The following is a 16,464-nucleotide window of genomic DNA, read 5'->3' as shown; positions in this document are numbered from 1 at the left end:
ACCGAAATTGCAAGGAAATGATTATGAAGGAACGCAATCGGATTGTGGTGATCCTTGGATCGATCCGCGAAGGACGAATCAATGACCGGATCGCGGCTTGGGTCGTCGGGCAGCTGGAAGAACATGGATTTGCGCCCGAGATCCTTGACCCTGCTGTGCCTGAGCTTTTGCCGGTGCAGACCGGCGACAAGCAGGCTGTTCAGCAATTGCGGCAACGCATGGCGGGGGCCGACGGCTTTGTGATCGTGACGCCGGAATACAATCATGCCGCTCCGGGACCACTGAAAACGCTGATCGACGCGGTCAATGCCGAATGGCGTGCCCGCCCGGTGGGATTGATCAGCTATGGCGGGATTTCCGGTGGGCTGCGCGCCACCGAGTCGCTGCGCATCGTGCTGGCCGAGCTGCACAGCGTCACCCTGCGCGACACGGTAAGCTTTGCCTCGCCGTGGCGGCGCTTTGACGAGGCGGGACGGATCACCGATCCCGAAGCCGCTGAAGCGGCGGAGGCGGCGATGACGATCTTTGCCCATCGCCTGCGCTGGTGGGCCGATGCATTGGCGGATGCGCGCGCGGCGCGCCCCTATGACCCGGAGGACAGCTAGATGGACCGCTTGCTGACGGATCCGCGCACATGGGGTTTGATGTTCGCGGCGATGCTCACGATCATGTCGAACGCCACGATCACCCCTTCACTGCCGGGGCTGGAGGCGATGTTCGCCGATGATCCCCTGGCCCCCTATCTCACACGGCTGCTGATTACCGCGCCGTCGCTGCTGGTCGCGATCACCGCTCCCTTCGCGGGGGCGATGACCGACAGACTGGGGCGCAGACGACCATTGCTGGTCGGGCTGATCGTCTATGCGGTCGCGGGAACGGCGGGTCTGTATCTGGACTCGCTCGAGGCGATTTTGGCCAGCCGTCTCGCCTTGGGATTGGGCGTGGCGGCGATCATGACCGCGCAGGCGGCGCTCGTTGGGGATTATTTCGAAGGTCCGGCGCGGGGACGCCTGATGGGCTACCAGATGGCCGCGACCAATATCGGCGGGCTGGTATTCGTAACCCTGGCCGGGGTGTTGGCCTCCGCTGATGCCCGATTGCCCTTCGCGATCTATGGGCTTGCCGCCTTGCTGTTGCCGGTCCTGTCGGCGATCCTTCCTGAACCGCAGCGTTTCTCGGATGCGTCGGACAGCGTGCAGGAAAGCGATCCGGGCGAGCCGGGCTGGCAGTTGACCGTCACGATCATGGCGACGGCTGCGGGGCTGACCTTCGTGATCTTCTATGCGGTGCCGACGCAGGTGCCATATCACCTGCAGGGGCTGGGCCTGACCGATCCGCGCAATGCCGGGATGGTCATGGGAGCCTTGATGTTCGCTGCCGCGATCATGTCGGTGGTGTCGGGACTGATCCGGCCATGGCTGGGGCGGATCGGCACGCCGGTCTCGGGCTATCTGGCGCTTGCGGCAGGTTTTGCCGGGCTGGCCGCCGGGCATTCACTCGCCTTCGCCATGATTTCGACCGCGTTCATCGGGGCGGGATTGGGGTTATGCATGCCGACATTCATCACCACGGCGCTGAACGTCGCTCCGGCCCGGCGCCGGGGGCTGGTCACGGGCCTGATCACCTCGGCAATTTTTTTGGGACAATTCCTTTCACCTCTGGCAAGTCAGCCGCTGGTTACCCATCTGGGCTATTCCGGCGCCTTCCGTATCGGGAGTTTCGCTTTCGTCGCCCTGGCGGTCATCCTGACCGTCACGCTGCGCCGGCAGACGCCGAGAAACATCAAGCCGCTGAGCGCTCATTAGCGCCAGGCGGATTCGCAAACGAGGGAGCCGGGCATGACCGGAATCATCGAAATCGACAACTTGTCGAAAGAATATGGCGGCGGCACAAAGGCGCTTTCCAATGTGTCCATGTCCATCGAAGAGGGCGAGATCATCGCACTTCTGGGGCCTAACGGGGCGGGCAAGACGACGCTCATCTCGATCATCTGCGGGCTGGTGGTGCCGACCGGCGGCTCTGTCCGAGTCGGTGGCTATGACATCGGCAAGGATTGGCGGGCGGCGCGCAAGTTGATCGGCCTGGTGCCGCAGGAGATCGCGCTGGAACCGTTCGAGACAGTGCTCAACTGCGTCCGCTTCACCCGTGGCCTGTACGGCGAGGGGCCGGATGACGCCTATATCGAGCAGGTGCTGCGCAGCCTTGCCCTATGGGAGAAGCGCAACGCCGCCACCAAGGAACTGTCAGGCGGCATGAAGCGCCGGGTGCTGATCGCCAAGGCGCTGGCCCACCGACCGAAGGTGCTGTTCCTTGACGAGCCCACCGCCGGGGTTGATGTCGCCCTGCGGCGCGAGATGTGGCAGGTGGTCGAGGGGCTGCGCCGAGACGGTGTGACCATCATCCTGACTACGCATTACCTGGAAGAGGCCGAGGAAATGGCCGACCGGATCGGGGTCATCAACAAGGGCCAGCTTCTGCTGGTGAAACCCAAGGATGAGTTGATGGGCGAGTTCGGGGGCAAGACCCTGAGAATCGAGCTGGACGAGCCCTTGCAAGCGATTCCTTCCGAATTGGCGGGTCGTGGACTGGTTCTCGCCCCGGATGGGCTCGAGATCAGTTATGACTATGACACGCGGGCCGAGCGGACCGGCATCGCCCGGCTGCTGGGCGATCTTGCTGCGCAGGGGATCACCGTGCGCGACGTATCGACCCGGCAATCCAGCCTCGAGGAGGTGTTCATAACCCTTGTCCAGGAGGACAGGGCCGAGAAAGCGGAGAACGCGGCATGATGGCAGAAATCAATTGGCCCGGCGTCTGGGCGATATTCCATCACGAGATGATGCGGTTCTTCCGCACCATCTGGCAATCGCTGGCCTCGCCGGTCGTGTCGACGGTGCTGTATTTCGTCGTCTTCGGCGCGGCTATCGGCGGACGCATCCAGTCAGTCGAGGGCGTGCCTTACGGCGCCTTTATCGTGCCGGGGCTGATGATGCTGACGGTGCTGCAGCAATCGGTCAGCAATGCCAGTTTCGGGATCTATTTCCCGAAATTCAGCGGCACGATCTATGAGTACCTCGTTTCGCCGGTGGGCTGGGTCGAGGTCACCATGGGCTTTGTCGGCGCTGCTGCGGCTAAGGCGATCCTGATTGCGCTGATCATCCTGCTGACCAGCTTCGGCTTCGTCGGTGTGCATATCCTGCACCCGTTCTGGATGCTGGCCTTCCTGTTTTTGACCGCATTGGGCTTCAGCCTGCTGGGTTTCATCCTTGGGCTCTGGGCCAAGTCCTTCGAGCAGTTGCAGATTGTGCCGATGATGGTCATCACGCCACTGGTGTTCCTGGGCGGGGCGTTCTATTCGGCCAGCATGCTGCCGCCTTTTTGGGAAGCGGTCGCCAAGCTGAACCCGGTGCTTTACCTGATCTCGGGCTTCCGCTGGTCGTTTTTTGGACTTGCCGATGTGCCGGTCGGGGTATCGCTGGTGGCGGTGGCGATCTTCATCGGCATCTGCTTTGCCATCATCCGCTGGATATTCATGACGGGCTGGCGTCTGCGCGAGTGATCGGCGGGTAAAGTGGGCAGGAAGTAAATTCCCGGCGAGGCCGCGCGGATGTTCCCCGGTGCGGCCTCATTCGTGTCTGTGCTATCTCGATTTTCTAATGCTGCCGCAAATGTGGGTCTGTGGGTCCAGTCGAACATATTCGCTGGCTGAGATTACATGCATGTTCAACGAACGATTCCAGCCTGCGAACCAACGTTGGCGGATACCACCCCTGTAATAGCTGCCCATGATCTGATCGACATAAGGCGGAATGATCGATGTGTTGGGAATGCGCGGGGCATGAAACCCCACGCTTGCATTAGGGCCGATACAGGCATTCGGCAGGGTGATCAGCATTGTGCAGGCCGAGCGGCAATAGCCCCGGATGCGGACGGTCTTGCCAGACCGGCCAAGGCGCTCGCGTAGCTGGACCGTTTCGAGCACGTTACCGCCCTTGTCATTCCAGACATCGATGAATTTCGGATGCTCGCGTATTTCGGACATCCCGGCAACGGGAGTCAGTGACAGCATCAGCACGGTGCCGATCATCGGGGCATATTTGCGCATTCTCGTAAACATGGTTCGCATATGCCGTGAAAATCCGTGAAAGGGGAAGTCACGTTCCGGCGAAGGACCTTGCGCGATGCTCTCTTTTCAGGTGCCTGCGAATCGCTTATGTGCGGTGAATGCAGCAGAACCCGCCCGATCTTCGCCCCGATCTAGCCCGTGCCACCATTCCCGACGAGCGGCGGGCGGGTCAGCCGACCATCGGCATGGTCAGCCTCGGCTGCCCCAAGGCGCTGGTCGACAGCGAGCGCATCCTGACAAGGCTCCGGGCCGAGGGCTATGCGATCAGCCCCGATTACGGCGGCGCGGATGCGGTGATCGTGAATACCTGCGGCTTCCTTGACAGCGCCAAGGCGGAATCGCTGGAGGCGATCGGCGAGGCGTTGCAGGAAAACGGCCGGGTGATTGTCACCGGCTGCCTGGGGGCCGAGCCGGAATATATTACCGGCGCGCATCCCAAGGTGCTGGCCGTCACTGGGCCGCATCAATATGAATCAGTGCTGGATGCGGTGCATGGGGTGGTGCCGCCCTCGCCGGATCCCTTCATCGACCTGCTGCCCGTCAGTGGCGTGAGCCTGACTCCACGCCATTACAGCTATCTCAAGATTTCCGAGGGCTGTAACCACAAGTGCAAGTTCTGCATCATTCCCGACATGCGCGGCAAACTGGTCAGCCGCCCTGCTCATGCCGTGATCCGCGAAGCCGAGAAGCTGGTCGAAGCCGGGGTAAAGGAATTGCTGGTCATCTCTCAGGATACCAGCGCCTATGGCGTTGATCGCAAATTCGCCGAGGAACGCGGCCATCGCGCCCATATTACCGATCTGGCCCGCGACCTTGGCGGGTTGGGCGCATGGGTGCGGCTGCATTACGTCTATCCCTATCCGCATGTGCGCGAGCTCATCCCGCTGATGGCTGAAGGGCTGGTGCTGCCCTATCTGGACATTCCGTTCCAGCATGCCCACCCCGATACCCTGAAACGCATGGCGCGGCCTGCGGCGGCGGCGAAAACACTGGACGAGATCGCGGCATGGCGTTCGGTCTGCCCGGATATCACCCTGCGCTCGACCTTCATCGTCGGCTATCCCGGCGAGACCGAGGCGGAGTTCCAGACCCTGCTGGATTGGCTGGGCGAGGCCCAACTGGACCGCGTGGGCTGTTTTCAATACGAAAACGTCAAGGGTGCGCGGGCAAATGACCTGCCTGATCATGTGGTGGATGAGGTCAAACAGGACCGGTTCGACCGTTTCATGCAAAAAGCGCAGGCGATCTCGGAGGCGAAGCTGGCGGCCAAGGTCGGGTGCAAGCTGGAGGTGATCGTTGATGCGGTGGACGAGGACGGCGCGACCTGCCGAACCAAGGCTGACGCGCCCGAGATCGATGGCAACCTGTTCATCGACGAGGGTTTCGAGGTGCTGAAACCGGGCGATATCGTGACCGTCACCGTGGACGAGGCGGGCGAATACGACCTTTGGGGCCGGTTGTGAGGCTGGCAGTGCGGCTGCAGCAATTCATCCGGACCCATTGCGAGATGCATGGATGGCGGCGGGGCGGGATGTCCTCTATCGGTGCTTGGTATAACCAGGAACCTGTATGTTGATGAGGGGCCGCCATGAATAGTGCATCTGACGACCTGCTGGCTGTCGCCGGAGACACCCGTTTCGGCACGGTCCTCGCCGATCCGCCCTGGCAGTTCCAGAACCGCACCGGCAAGATGGCCCCCGAGCACAAGCGCCTGTCGCGCTATCCGACCATGACCTTGGACGAGATCTGCGATCTGCCGGTCGAGGCGATTACCGCTTCGCGCGCGCATCTGTATCTGTGGGTCCCCAATGCGTTGTTGCCCGAGGGGCTGCGGGTCATGGATCAATGGGGCTTCAAGTACAAGAGCAACCTTATCTGGTACAAGGTCCGCAAGGATGGAGGTCCCGACCGGCGTGGTGTGGGCTTTTATTTCCGCAACGTGACCGAAGTGCTTTTGTTCGGTGTTCGCGGCACGGATGTTCGCACGCTCGATCCCGGCCGCTCGCAGGAAAATATCTTCGTTACACGCAAGCGCGAACACAGCCGAAAACCCGACGAACAATATGGCGTGATCGAGGCTTGCAGTTGGGGGCCTCGTCTGGAAATGTTCGCGCGCGGTGCACGCAAAGGATGGACAGTCTGGGGTAATCAGGCAAGTGAATATGAACCTGACTGGCCCACCTATGCCAATCATTCGCAGAGCAATGTCGTTAAACTGCGCTCGAAATAATCTCTTCTTTCCGACAGACGGTTTTTAATGCTGCCACCTATGATTACTATCAGTCCCGCCTTCAATCCCGACGGCAAACCGCGCAAGCCGGGTGCCTTGTGCATCGGCGCGCAAAAGGCGGGGACCTCGTGGCTTGCCCAGATGCTGGGCCAGCATCCGCAAATCTGGATCCCGCCCTTCAAGGAAGTCCAGTTTTTCAACCATCGCCATATTCCCGAGCATCGGCGCTGGATCCGCTGGCATTACCGCAACAAGCCCAAGGAAATCCGCGACCGTCACATCAAGCGCGAGGTGCCGATGCCGCCCGAGCTCGATGCCTATCTCGACGGTCTCACAACGGGGCAGATGTTCAACAGGCAGTGGTACAAACGTGTTTTCGCGCCAACCCCGCGAGGTGCGGTCCCGATGGATCTCACACCCGAATATTCCACCCTGCCCGAAGAAGGGGTCGAGTTCGTGGCCCGGTTCCTGGGCAATGTTAAGGTTCTCTATCTGATCCGTCACCCGGTGGACCGGGCGATTTCGCAATTGCGGATGAATCTGCGCCGCGAGAAACGCAACCCGAAGACCGTGCAGGACTGGTTGAAGGAAATCGAGAGCCCGGTGCTTTACAGCCGCGGCGATTATGCCGCCTATCTTCCGCGCTGGCGGAAGCATTTTCCCGACATGATGGTGGTGCCCTTCGGATGGATCGCCCGCTGTCCCGGCGAGTTGATGGATGCGGTCGAGGAGTATCTGGACATCGGCCCCTATCCCTACGGCAACCTTCGGCAGAAGGTTTTTGCCAGCCCATCGGGTCTGGAGCCCCCGGCCGAGGCGGTCGAGGCCCTGGCCGAACGAATGGCTCCGCAGATAGATTTCCTGAAGGCCGAGTTCGGAACCGACTTCATCGACGAAATCCGCTAGGCTTCCCGTAACTGCCCTTTCAAGACCTGCTGCTTTGGCCTACATAGCCCCAAAGATTGCAGGAGATTTCGATGGCGTCCTATCAGTTCGTGTATCACATGGACGGTGTGTCCAAGACCTATCCCGGTGGCAAGAAGGTCTTTGAGAACATCCGCCTGAACTTTCTTCCCGGCGTCAAGATCGGCGTCGTCGGTGTGAACGGTGCCGGTAAGTCGACGCTGCTGCGCGTCATGGCCGGTCTCGACAAGGATTTCACCGGCGAGGCATGGGCAGCCAAGGGCGCGACCGTGGGTTACCTGCCGCAGGAGCCGCAGCTCGATCCGACGCTGAACGTGCGCGACAATGTCATGCTGGGTGTGGCGGCCAAGAAAGCCAAGCTGGACCGTTACAACGAACTGGCGATGAATTACTCGGACGAGACCGCCGACGAGATGGCGGCGCTTCAGGACGAGATCGACGCCCAGAACCTGTGGGATCTGGACAGCCAGATCGACGTGGCGATGGAGGCCCTGCGCTGCCCGCCCGACGATGCCGATGTCGAAACGCTTTCGGGTGGTGAACGCCGCCGTGTGGCGCTGTGCAAGCTGCTGCTTGAGGCGCCCGACATGCTGCTTCTGGACGAACCGACCAACCATCTGGACGCCGAGACGATCGCATGGCTGCAAAAGCACCTGATCGAATATCCCGGCACGATCCTGATCGTCACCCATGACCGCTATTTCCTCGACGATATCACCGGCTGGATCCTTGAACTGGATCGTGGCCGGGGCATCCCCTACGAGGGTAACTACTCGGCTTGGCTGGAGCAGAAGGCCAAGCGGCTGGAGCAGGAAGCCCGCGAGGACAAGGCCAAGCAGAAAACGCTGGAGCGCGAACTGGAATGGATCCGTGCAGGCGCCAAGGCCCGTCAGGCCAAGCAGAAGGCCCGGATCAACGCCTATAACGAGATGGCCAACCAGTCCGAGCGCGAGAAGCTTTCCCGTGCGCAGATCATCGTCCCGAATGGCGAGCGTCTTGGAAACAAGGTGATCGAGGTCAGCGGACTGAAAAAGGCCATGGGCGACAAGCTATTGATAGAGGATCTCGATTTCAGCCTCCCGCCCGGTGGGATCGTCGGCGTGATCGGTCCGAACGGTGCCGGTAAATCGACCCTGTTCCGCATGCTGACCGGTCAGGAAAAACCCGATGCCGGAGAGATCGTGCTCGGCGATACGGTGCAGCTTTCATATGTCGACCAGTCCCGCGATGCCCTGGATGCGAACAAGACGGTGTGGGAGGAAATCAGCGGTGGGGCCGAGCAGATCGAGCTTGGCGATGCGCAGATGAACAGCCGCGCCTATGCTTCGGCCTTCAACTTCAAGGGCGGCGACCAGCAAAAGAAGGTCGGTCAGCTTTCGGGCGGTGAGCGTAACCGCGTTCATATGGCCAAGCTGCTGAAATCAGGCGGAAATGTGCTGCTGCTGGACGAACCGACCAACGATCTGGACGTCGAGACGCTACAGGCTCTGGAAGCCGCGCTGGAGGATTTCGCGGGCTGCGCGGTGATCATTTCGCACGACCGTTTCTTCCTCGACCGTCTTTGCACGCATATCCTGGCCTTCGAGGGCGATGCCCATGTCGAATGGTTCGAGGGTAATTTCGAGGCTTACGAGGAAGACAAGATCCGTCGTCTCGGCCCGGACTCGATCGAGCCAAAGCGGGTGAAATACAAGAAATTCACGCGGTAATCACGGGTCGCACCCACCGGAACGTGACTGGCTCCTGCTGGTCACGCATTTTAAAGGTGGGTAAGTCGCTACCCTGCCCGAGCCTCGAAAGGACCGCCATGCTGACTCGCCGCCATATCCTTATCAGCGGAGCCGCGCTTGGGGTCGGGGCTGCCATGCCCGTCTTTGCGCAGGATGCCGACCGCCCCAACCCGATGCCGGAGGAATTGCGCAAGTCGCTGGAGCGCGATCCAACCTCGCCGGTTCTGGGCAATCCGGATGGCGACATCACCCTGACCGAATTTTTCGATTACAACTGTCCCTTCTGCCGCAAGATGGTCGGGACGATGCAGAAGCTGATCTCCTCCGATCCGCAACTTCGCGTGGTTTATCGCGAATGGCCGGTTTTCGGTGAAGGTTCGGTCTTTGCGGCACGGGCCTCGCTTGCCTCGCTGGATCAGGGCAAATACTGGCAGTTTCACGCCGCCTTGCTGGGGATGAAGGATCGTGCGGTCGAGGCGACCGTTATGCGCGTGGCGCGGAAGGTCGGGCTGGACGAGGAAAAGCTGCGCGCCGACATGGAAGCGCCCCGCGTCGAACAGCACATCCAGATGAGCGGCGATCTTGCCGGGCATATGGGCCTGATGGGCACACCGACCTTCATCGCCGGGGACGAGGGCGTTTTCGGCGAAATGAGCCTCAAGGAAATCCAGGGGCTGGTCGCACGCGCCCGCAAGACCCTCGGTTAACGTATCTTGCCCTTCCAGCCGGGCGGGCGCTTGGCCACCCAAACAAAGAATCGGGCGAGTTCCGGATGACTGCGCAGGGCTTCGACCGTGTTGCAACGCCGGGCCAGTTCGGTTTCCGTCAATGTCTTGTGAATGGTCGAGTGACAGACCTGATGCAGCAGCACCGTCGGGCCGCCCTTGCCGCCGCGCAGACGCGGGATCAGGTGATGACGGCTTTGCGGCGCCTCTGGCGGGATCGGGCGGCCGCAAAGCGGGCAGGTCGGGTCGATGTCGGGATCGTCCATCTGAAATCCCGTGATACTGATCTCAGGCGATCCATTCCCATGGCCGGGTATGTTCGCCAAGCCTGCGCTTGACCTCGGCCTCATCCACCTCGCCGTTGCACGCCAGACGGGCCACCAGACCGCGTTTCTTGTCATCGACAACTTCGGTCACGCTGGCGCCTGTTCCCTCCAGTACCTCGTTGTAAACGCGCGCGATGGCCAGCTTGCGCAGGTCTGGCTTGAAGATCTTTCCGACCGCCGTCTTGGGTAATTCGGGCAGGATCTCGACATGCTTGGGAATCGCGGCGCGTTCATGGATATTGTTCCGCGCATGTTCCATCAATTCCTCGACCGTCACCGTGCCGTCCGCGGTCAGTTCGACATAGACGCAGGGCAATTCGCCCGCGAAGCTGTCGGGTTGGCCGATTGCGCCTGCGAACGCGACTTGCGGATGGCTCAGTAACCCGTTCTCGATCTCGGCGGGGTCGATATTATGGCCGCCGCGGATGATCAGATCCTTGGCGCGGCCGGTGATCCACAGATAGCCATCCGCATCGATCCGGCCCAGGTCGCCGGTGCGCAGATACACATCCTCGGTGAACAGGCGGTGATTCTTCTCGGCCTCGGTATAGGTCGAGCCGGGAATGACGCCGGGATTGGCCACGCAGATCTCACCCACTTCGTCCACGCCGCATTCATGCACATTGCCCGCATCGTCGTGATTGAGGATACGGACATGGGTATAGGGCAGGGGGATGCCGACCGAACCGACCTTTTTCAGCCCGTCGATGGGGTTGCAACTGACCAGGCAGGTTGCTTCGGTCAACCCGTAGCCTTCGGCGATCTCGACCCCGGTGGCCTGCTTGAAGCGGTTATACAACTCCAACGGCAGGGGGGCGGAACCGGATATCGCGGTTCTGAGCGACGACACATCGGCATCCACCGGCCGCTGCATCAGCGCCGATATGGCGGTGGGCACGGTGATCAGGAAGGTGCATTTCCAGCGCTCGATCAGTTTCCAGAAATTGTCGAAGACGCCTTCGCCCCGATAACCGGCAGGTGTCGGCATGACGATATGCGCACCTGATGCGATGCAGGACATCAGCACCGGATAGGCGGCGAAGACATGGAACATCGGCAGGGGACACATCAGCACGTCAGTCTCGTCGAACAGGAGCGTGCCACCCAGCCAGCCGTTATAGATCATGCCAGAATATTTGTGCTGAGCAAGCTTGGGCATGCCGGTCGTGCCGCCGGTATGGAAATAGGCGGCGATACGGTCCTGCTGCGGATCGTCGAATTGCAGGCGGCCGGGCTCTTGTGCGTTGGTCGCGGCCTCGAAATCCAGGACTTTGGCACCGTGGCGTGTCGTGACCTTGGGCCTGATCAGCGGCACGATGAAGCGTTTCAACCCATGCAGATGCCGGTTCAGGTCGATCTCGACGATATGCGAGACATTGGGGGCCGACGCGACGGCTTCGGCAGCTTTCTGGGCGATGTCGGTCTTGGGAAAGGCCTTCAGCGTGACCAGCACCTTGGCATTGGTTTCGCGCAGGATCCCGGCGATCTGCCCGGGGTCCAGTAGCGGATTGATCGGGTTGACGATCCCCGCCACGGCCCCGGCGAGCAGAACCACCGGAGTTTCGATACTGTTGGGCAGCAGATAGGCGACAGTATCGCCCGGACCGATGCCGAGACTGCGGAACAGATTGGCTGTCCGGGTGACCCGCGCCAGAAGCTCCTGCCAGTTCAGCGTCGTCGCATGATCCTGTGCGCCCGACATGAGCTGGAAGCTGATAGCGGGCCGATCAGGGAAACGATGGGCTGTCTGTTCGAGAAAGCCGAATAAGGTCGCGGGCAGTTCCCGCGCCTCATAGGGCATTTCGGCTTCGATACGATTACGATCACTATAACTGGCGAACTGGCCCATGTTTCCCCTCCTTCAGAGCCCCGTTTGGGCGGACTCTGCTCACTACTGGCGAGAATGGGATGAATGCCCCATCGGGAGCAAGGGCTTACGCCACAGGCGGTCAAAGGAACGCCGCGTCAGATTGTCGTTCGGACGCAGCGTCACATGGCGGTTTACGCGGATTGAGGAATGCGCAGTTTCTGACCGGGATAGATCTTGTCCGGATCGGAAAGCATCGGTTTGTTGGCCTCGAAAATCGCCTGATACTTGTTTGCATCGCCCAGGTATTTCTTGGCGATCGCCGACAATGTCTCGCCCTTCTCGACGGTGTGGAACTGTGGTTTGGCATCTTCGGGAAGATCGGCTTCGACCTTGGATATTCCCTCGATATTGCCGACAGCGAGGATCAGTTTCTCCATCGTCTCGCGATCCGCGCCGCGCGATTCCACCTTTACCACATCGCCTTTCAGCGTCAGGTGGACGTCACCGGCATCCAGTCCAAGCGCGCGAAGTTCCTTTTTCAATGCCTCGGCCTTGGCTTGCGCCGTGTTTTCCTGCGCAGGCTTCGATGATTCGGTATCGGCTTTGGCCGGGCTGGCTTTGGCCTCGCCGAGTATCGACTTCCCTGCATCCTTAACGAAATCCCAGATCGCCATCGTCATTATCCTCTCAATAGCGTGATCACCGTTGGCTGAACGCGCCTGACACTGCGGAGGTTCCGCGCCGGGCAGCCCGGACCGGCCCTCGTGGAGCGGGAATGCCATTAACCGAATCTTATTATCCGCTGCCCTATCCAGTCCTGAACCCGGCGATGGAACAGGAGAAAAACGGATATGTCTGCGAAAGCTTTGTCTGTAGTGATATTGTGCCTAGGGCTTGCGGCCTGCGCGGCGAATGAGACCGAAAGGTCCGCGCCCCCGGTCCTCGATCCCCATGATATCCAGGTGATCGCGGCGGGCAAGGCGACCTGTTTCAGGACAACGGAGGAGCAGAACAGGATCGGCGCCCGGGCCACGAACAGGATCCGTGACCGGATCGGATTCGCGCCGGTGGAACCGAACGCGATCTTGGCCAAGGCCGCCGCGCGCCATGCCTGCGACATGGCAAATCGCGGCAGGATGACACATGTCGGCTCGAAAACCAGCGGTCCTGCCGCACGCGTGAAAAAGCTGGGCTACAAGCCCCGGCTGACGGCCGAGAATATCGCGGCCGGACCGTTCGACCTGCACCGGGTCCTGCATGAATGGAATCACTCGCCCGGGCATCTGGAGAATATCCTGCTTCCGAGCATTCGCGATTACGGTATCGGGCAGGCGATCGGTGCGGATGGCAAGACCCGGTTCTGGGCGGCGGTTTACGCTGCGCCTCAATAAATGCCGAAGGTTTGGCGCTGCATGCAGTCAGGCGTCAAGCGGGCCATCGGTGAATTGCATGCGTGCCAGTCTTGCATATAACCCATCTGCCGCCACCAGTTCCTCGTGGCGGCCCTGCGCGACAATGCGGCCCTCGTCGAAGACCACGATCCGGTCGGCTTTCTTGACCGTGGCAAGGCGGTGCGCGATGACAAGTGTGGTGCGGCCTTCGGACAGGCGGTTCACGGCGGCCTGCACCAGCGATTCTGATTCCGCGTCCAGCGCGCTTGTCGCCTCGTCCAGCAAAAGGACCGGCGCATCGCGCAGGATGGCGCGGGCGATGGCGATGCGCTGACGTTGACCGCCCGACAGCATCACCCCGCGCTCGCCCAGTTGCGTGTCATAGCCCTGCGGCAATGCCGATATGAAATCATGGGCATGCGCGGCACGCGCGGCCGCTTCGATCTGCGCGTCATTGGCATCGGGAGCGCCGAGGCGGATATTCTCGCGCGCCGAGGTGGCGAAGATCGCCGGGTCCTGCGGCACCAGCGCCATCGCCCGCCGGAAATCGTCGCGCCGCATGTCGCGCAGATCGATCCCGTCAAGCGTCACGCGACCCTTCATCGGATCCCAGAAGCGCTGGATCAACTGGATCACGGTGGTCTTGCCCGCGCCCGAGGGGCCGACCAGCGCGACCGTTTCACCCGGTTGGATGGTTAGGTCCACATCCTCGAGGGCCGAGGCATCGGGGCGGCTCGGATAGTGAAAGACCACCCCTTCCAACCCGATGCGGCCTTGCACCGGGCGGGGCAGGGCGACGGGGTTCTCGGGGTCGGACAACTCGTCCCGAGCGGTCAGCAATTCGGCCAGCCGTTCGGTCGCACCGGCGGCGCGTTGCAGCTCTCCCCAGATTTCCGACAGCGCGCCGGTCGAACTGGCCACGAGGATGGCGTAGATGACGAATTGCACAAGCTGCCCGACCGTCATCACCCCTTCGCGCACGTCCCGCGCACCGATCCAGAGCACGCCGATAACCCCGGCGAAGATCAGGAAGATCACGATCGCCGTCATCAGCGCGCGGGTGCCGATCCGGATCAGGGCGATATCGAAGGATTGCTCGGTTACATCGCCGAAACGGGCCGCGCTGCGGGTCTCATGAGTATAGGATTGCACCGTCTGTGCGGCCAGCAGGCTTTCCGAAGCGGTGCCCGAGCTGGAGGCAATCCAGTCCTGGTTGATCCGCGACAGGCGGCGCAGGCGGCGGCCCAGGATGATGATCGGCAGGATGATGACAGGCACGATCAAGAGGACCAGCCCGGTCAGCTTGGTCGAAGTCAACGCCAGCATCGCCAGCCCGCCCGCCAGGATCAGCATGTTACGCAGCGCGATGGAAAGCGACGAGCCGATGACTGACTGGATCAATGTCGTATCGGTGGTGATGCGCGACAGGATCTCGCCGGTCATGATCCGCTCGAAAAAACCGGGGCTGAGTGTGATCACGCGGCTGAACACAGCCTTTCGGATATCGGCAACGACCCGTTCGCCCAGCCTTGTCACGAAGTAATAGCGGGCGGCGGTGCCTAGCGCCAGCAGCGCCACGATGGCAAGCGCGGCAGAGAAATATTCGTCGAGCAGCCCGGCTCCATCGTCGAAGCCATCGACGACACGGCGCACGGCCAGCGGCAGGATCAGGCTGATCCCCGAGGTGAGGATCAGCGCGATCACGGCGAGTGAGGCCTGCCGCTTGTAGGGACGGACGAAAGGCCAAAGCGCGCGCAGCGCACCGATCCGTTTGCTGGTGGGCCGGTCCTCAATGATCCTGTTGCCGCGAGCCATGTCTGCCTGTCTTTGATTATCCCTCGCCAGCCGGTTTAGGCGCTGCGCAGGGCGAGGTCCAGCGTGGCGGCTGATGGACCAGACTTCCGTCGCTCATTGCGATGGTGACGGTGACTGGCCTCTTGCGGGTGAGCGGGGGGCGTGGCAGTTGGCAGTCATGAGCAAGGTGTCAGAGCTTTATTACCGGCATGTGTCTTTGGGGCGGATCAAGGCCGATCCCGCGCAGGAGGCCGTTCTGCCAGAGCTTGACCGCCTGGTCGCCGGTCTGCCGGAACCAGGGACGGCGTCGGCGCGACCCGGGCGGAAAACCGGCTGGCGGGCGCTGTTTGCTGGCGGCACGACAGTGCCCGAGCCGGCGCAGAAGGGGCTTTACCTGTGGGGCGGGGTCGGACGCGGCAAGTCGATGCTGATGGACCTGATTGTCGAGGCTGCCCCGGGCAAGGGCGTGCGCCGGGTGCATTTTCATGAATTCATGCAGGAAATCCAGGCCGGGCTGGAAGAGGCGCGCAAGCGGGGCGATCAGGACACCGTGCGCCCCGTCGCGGCGCAGGTGGCGGCATCGGTGCGGCTGTTGTGTTTCGACGAGATGCAGATCACCGATATCGCCGATGCAATGATTGTCGGGCGGCTGTTTCAGATATTGTTCGACCAGGGTGTAAGCATTGTCACCACTTCGAACCGGGTGCCGGAGGATCTTTACAAGCACGGGTTGAACCGGCAGTTATTCCTGCCTTTCATAGACCTGATCCGCGAACGGATGGAGGTTGTGTGCCTCGACAGTGACACCGACTACCGCCAGAATCGCAGCGGCGATCGGCAGGTCTGGTTCACCCCGGCGGATCCGGCTGCGCATGCGGGGCTGGACGCGCTCTGGGACGAGTTGACCGGCAAAGCCAGTCCCATTCCCTGCAAGATCGAGATGAAGGGGCGCAGTTTCGAGCTGCCCGCCTGCGCGGACAAGGTGGCGCGGGCAGGATTCTGGGATCTGTGTGGACAACCTCTGGGCCCTGCCGACTATCTCGAATTGGCGCGGCGTGTGGACGTCCTGATCATCGACGGGATCCCGAGGCTTGGCATATCGAACTACAACGAGGCCAAGCGCTTCGTGACGCTGGTGGATGCGCTTTACGAGGCAAAGGTCCGGCTGATTGCCAGCGCCGCCGAACAGCCTGAGCAATTATATAATGAGGGTGAGGGCAGCTTCGAATTCGAACGTACCGCCAGCCGCATTCGCGAGATGCAGGATGCGAATTGGGGGCGTCTGGATCGCGCCAGCTAAGGGTGGAGGGGCTGCATCTGTCGTAACGCGCAACCAGGAAGGGGCCCCCACCGTGATTTCCGTGTGGCGCATCTGGAAATATCCGGTAAGCCCGCCCGGACAGAACAA

The 16,464-nt window shown here is 61.6% G+C and carries 16 protein-coding genes; 11 read left to right on the top strand and 5 right to left on the bottom strand.

Going from position 1 to position 16,464, the window contains the following annotated elements; genetic code table 11:
- Positions 1-23: 23 nt before the first annotated feature.
- From C9E81_RS12005 to C9E81_RS11990, 4 genes are read left to right on the top strand one after another with little or no spacing between them, the layout of a single operon-like run.
- Complete coding sequence (locus tag C9E81_RS12005) at positions 24-605, top strand: NADPH-dependent FMN reductase (RefSeq protein ID WP_122112593.1); 582 nt, start codon at positions 24-26, stop codon at positions 603-605.
- Positions 606-1,805: an MFS transporter gene (locus C9E81_RS12000; RefSeq protein ID WP_122112592.1), complete on the top strand. Its 1,200-nt coding sequence runs from the start codon at positions 606-608 to the stop codon at positions 1,803-1,805.
- A 33-nt stretch (positions 1,806-1,838) separates the two neighbouring features.
- Positions 1,839-2,789 carry an ABC transporter ATP-binding protein gene (locus tag C9E81_RS11995; protein ID WP_122112591.1) on the top strand — a complete coding sequence of 317 codons (951 nt, stop codon included), beginning with the start codon at positions 1,839-1,841 and terminating at the stop codon, positions 2,787-2,789.
- The gene (locus C9E81_RS11990) at positions 2,789-3,559 is read left to right on the top strand and encodes an ABC transporter permease (protein WP_122112846.1); all 771 of its coding nucleotides are present in this window, start codon (positions 2,789-2,791) and stop codon (positions 3,557-3,559) included. The genes C9E81_RS11995 and C9E81_RS11990 overlap by 1 nt, the downstream gene beginning before the upstream one ends.
- Positions 3,560-3,640: 81 nt before the next feature.
- Here the strand turns inward: C9E81_RS11990 and C9E81_RS11985 are convergent, their stop codons facing one another.
- Positions 3,641-4,105 carry a hypothetical protein gene (locus C9E81_RS11985; protein ID WP_243698630.1) on the bottom strand — a complete coding sequence of 155 codons (465 nt, stop codon included), beginning with the start codon at positions 4,103-4,105 and terminating at the stop codon, positions 3,641-3,643.
- Between the two features lie 119 nt (positions 4,106-4,224).
- Here C9E81_RS11985 and rimO point away from each other — a divergent pair, with 119 nt between their 5' ends.
- From rimO to C9E81_RS11960, 5 genes are all read left to right on the top strand, one after another.
- On the top strand, positions 4,225-5,589 hold the full coding sequence (gene rimO / locus C9E81_RS11980) for a 30S ribosomal protein S12 methylthiotransferase RimO (protein ID WP_122112589.1): 1,365 nt from the start codon (positions 4,225-4,227) through the stop codon (positions 5,587-5,589).
- 125 nt (positions 5,590-5,714) lie between these two features.
- Positions 5,715-6,356 carry an MT-A70 family methyltransferase gene (locus C9E81_RS11975; RefSeq protein ID WP_122112588.1) on the top strand — a complete coding sequence of 214 codons (642 nt, stop codon included), beginning with the start codon at positions 5,715-5,717 and terminating at the stop codon, positions 6,354-6,356.
- A 39-nt stretch (positions 6,357-6,395) separates the two neighbouring features.
- Positions 6,396-7,262 carry a sulfotransferase family protein gene (locus C9E81_RS11970; RefSeq protein WP_122112587.1) on the top strand — a complete coding sequence of 289 codons (867 nt, stop codon included), beginning with the start codon at positions 6,396-6,398 and terminating at the stop codon, positions 7,260-7,262.
- Between the two features lie 71 nt (positions 7,263-7,333).
- Complete coding sequence (ettA, locus tag C9E81_RS11965; RefSeq protein ID WP_122112586.1) at positions 7,334-8,989, top strand: energy-dependent translational throttle protein EttA; 1,656 nt, start codon at positions 7,334-7,336, stop codon at positions 8,987-8,989.
- 98 nt (positions 8,990-9,087) lie between these two features.
- Positions 9,088-9,717 (top strand): DsbA family protein, encoded by a 630-nt coding sequence (locus C9E81_RS11960; RefSeq protein ID WP_341802640.1) that lies wholly within the window; start codon positions 9,088-9,090, stop codon positions 9,715-9,717.
- Here C9E81_RS11960 and C9E81_RS11955 read toward each other — a convergent pair.
- From C9E81_RS11955 to lysM, 3 genes are all read right to left on the bottom strand, one after another.
- Positions 9,714-10,001, bottom strand: a complete 288-nt coding sequence (locus tag C9E81_RS11955; RefSeq protein ID WP_122112585.1) for an HNH endonuclease — start codon at positions 9,999-10,001, stop codon at positions 9,714-9,716. The two genes, C9E81_RS11960 and C9E81_RS11955, sit on opposite strands and share 4 nt — an antisense overlap.
- A 22-nt stretch (positions 10,002-10,023) precedes the next feature.
- Positions 10,024-11,910 carry an acyl-CoA synthetase gene (locus C9E81_RS11950; RefSeq protein WP_122112584.1) on the bottom strand — a complete coding sequence of 629 codons (1,887 nt, stop codon included), beginning with the start codon at positions 11,908-11,910 and terminating at the stop codon, positions 10,024-10,026.
- Positions 11,911-12,062: 152 nt separating this feature from the next.
- The gene (gene lysM / locus C9E81_RS11945; protein ID WP_122112583.1) at positions 12,063-12,545 is read right to left on the bottom strand and encodes a peptidoglycan-binding protein LysM; all 483 of its coding nucleotides are present in this window, start codon (positions 12,543-12,545) and stop codon (positions 12,063-12,065) included.
- A 177-nt stretch (positions 12,546-12,722) separates the two neighbouring features.
- Between lysM and C9E81_RS11940 the strand changes: the two genes are divergently transcribed.
- On the top strand, positions 12,723-13,262 hold the full coding sequence (locus C9E81_RS11940; RefSeq protein ID WP_122112582.1) for a CAP domain-containing protein: 540 nt from the start codon (positions 12,723-12,725) through the stop codon (positions 13,260-13,262).
- Between the two features lie 27 nt (positions 13,263-13,289).
- On the opposite strand, the gene C9E81_RS11935 is transcribed toward C9E81_RS11940, so the two are convergent.
- Entirely contained in the window at positions 13,290-15,077 is a 1,788-nt protein-coding gene (locus C9E81_RS11935) for an ABC transporter transmembrane domain-containing protein (RefSeq protein WP_122112581.1), read from the bottom strand.
- Between the two features lie 157 nt (positions 15,078-15,234).
- On the opposite strand from C9E81_RS11935, the gene zapE reads away from it, so the two are divergent.
- Positions 15,235-16,356 (top strand): cell division protein ZapE, encoded by a 1,122-nt coding sequence (gene zapE / locus C9E81_RS11930; protein WP_122112580.1) that lies wholly within the window; start codon positions 15,235-15,237, stop codon positions 16,354-16,356.
- Positions 16,357-16,464 lie beyond the last annotated feature (108 nt).

This window comes from Paracoccus alkanivorans, from assembly GCF_003697785.1.
Taxonomy (GTDB): domain Bacteria; phylum Pseudomonadota; class Alphaproteobacteria; order Rhodobacterales; family Rhodobacteraceae; genus Paracoccus; species Paracoccus alkanivorans.
This window is presented reverse-complemented; position numbering and strand designations above follow the sequence as displayed.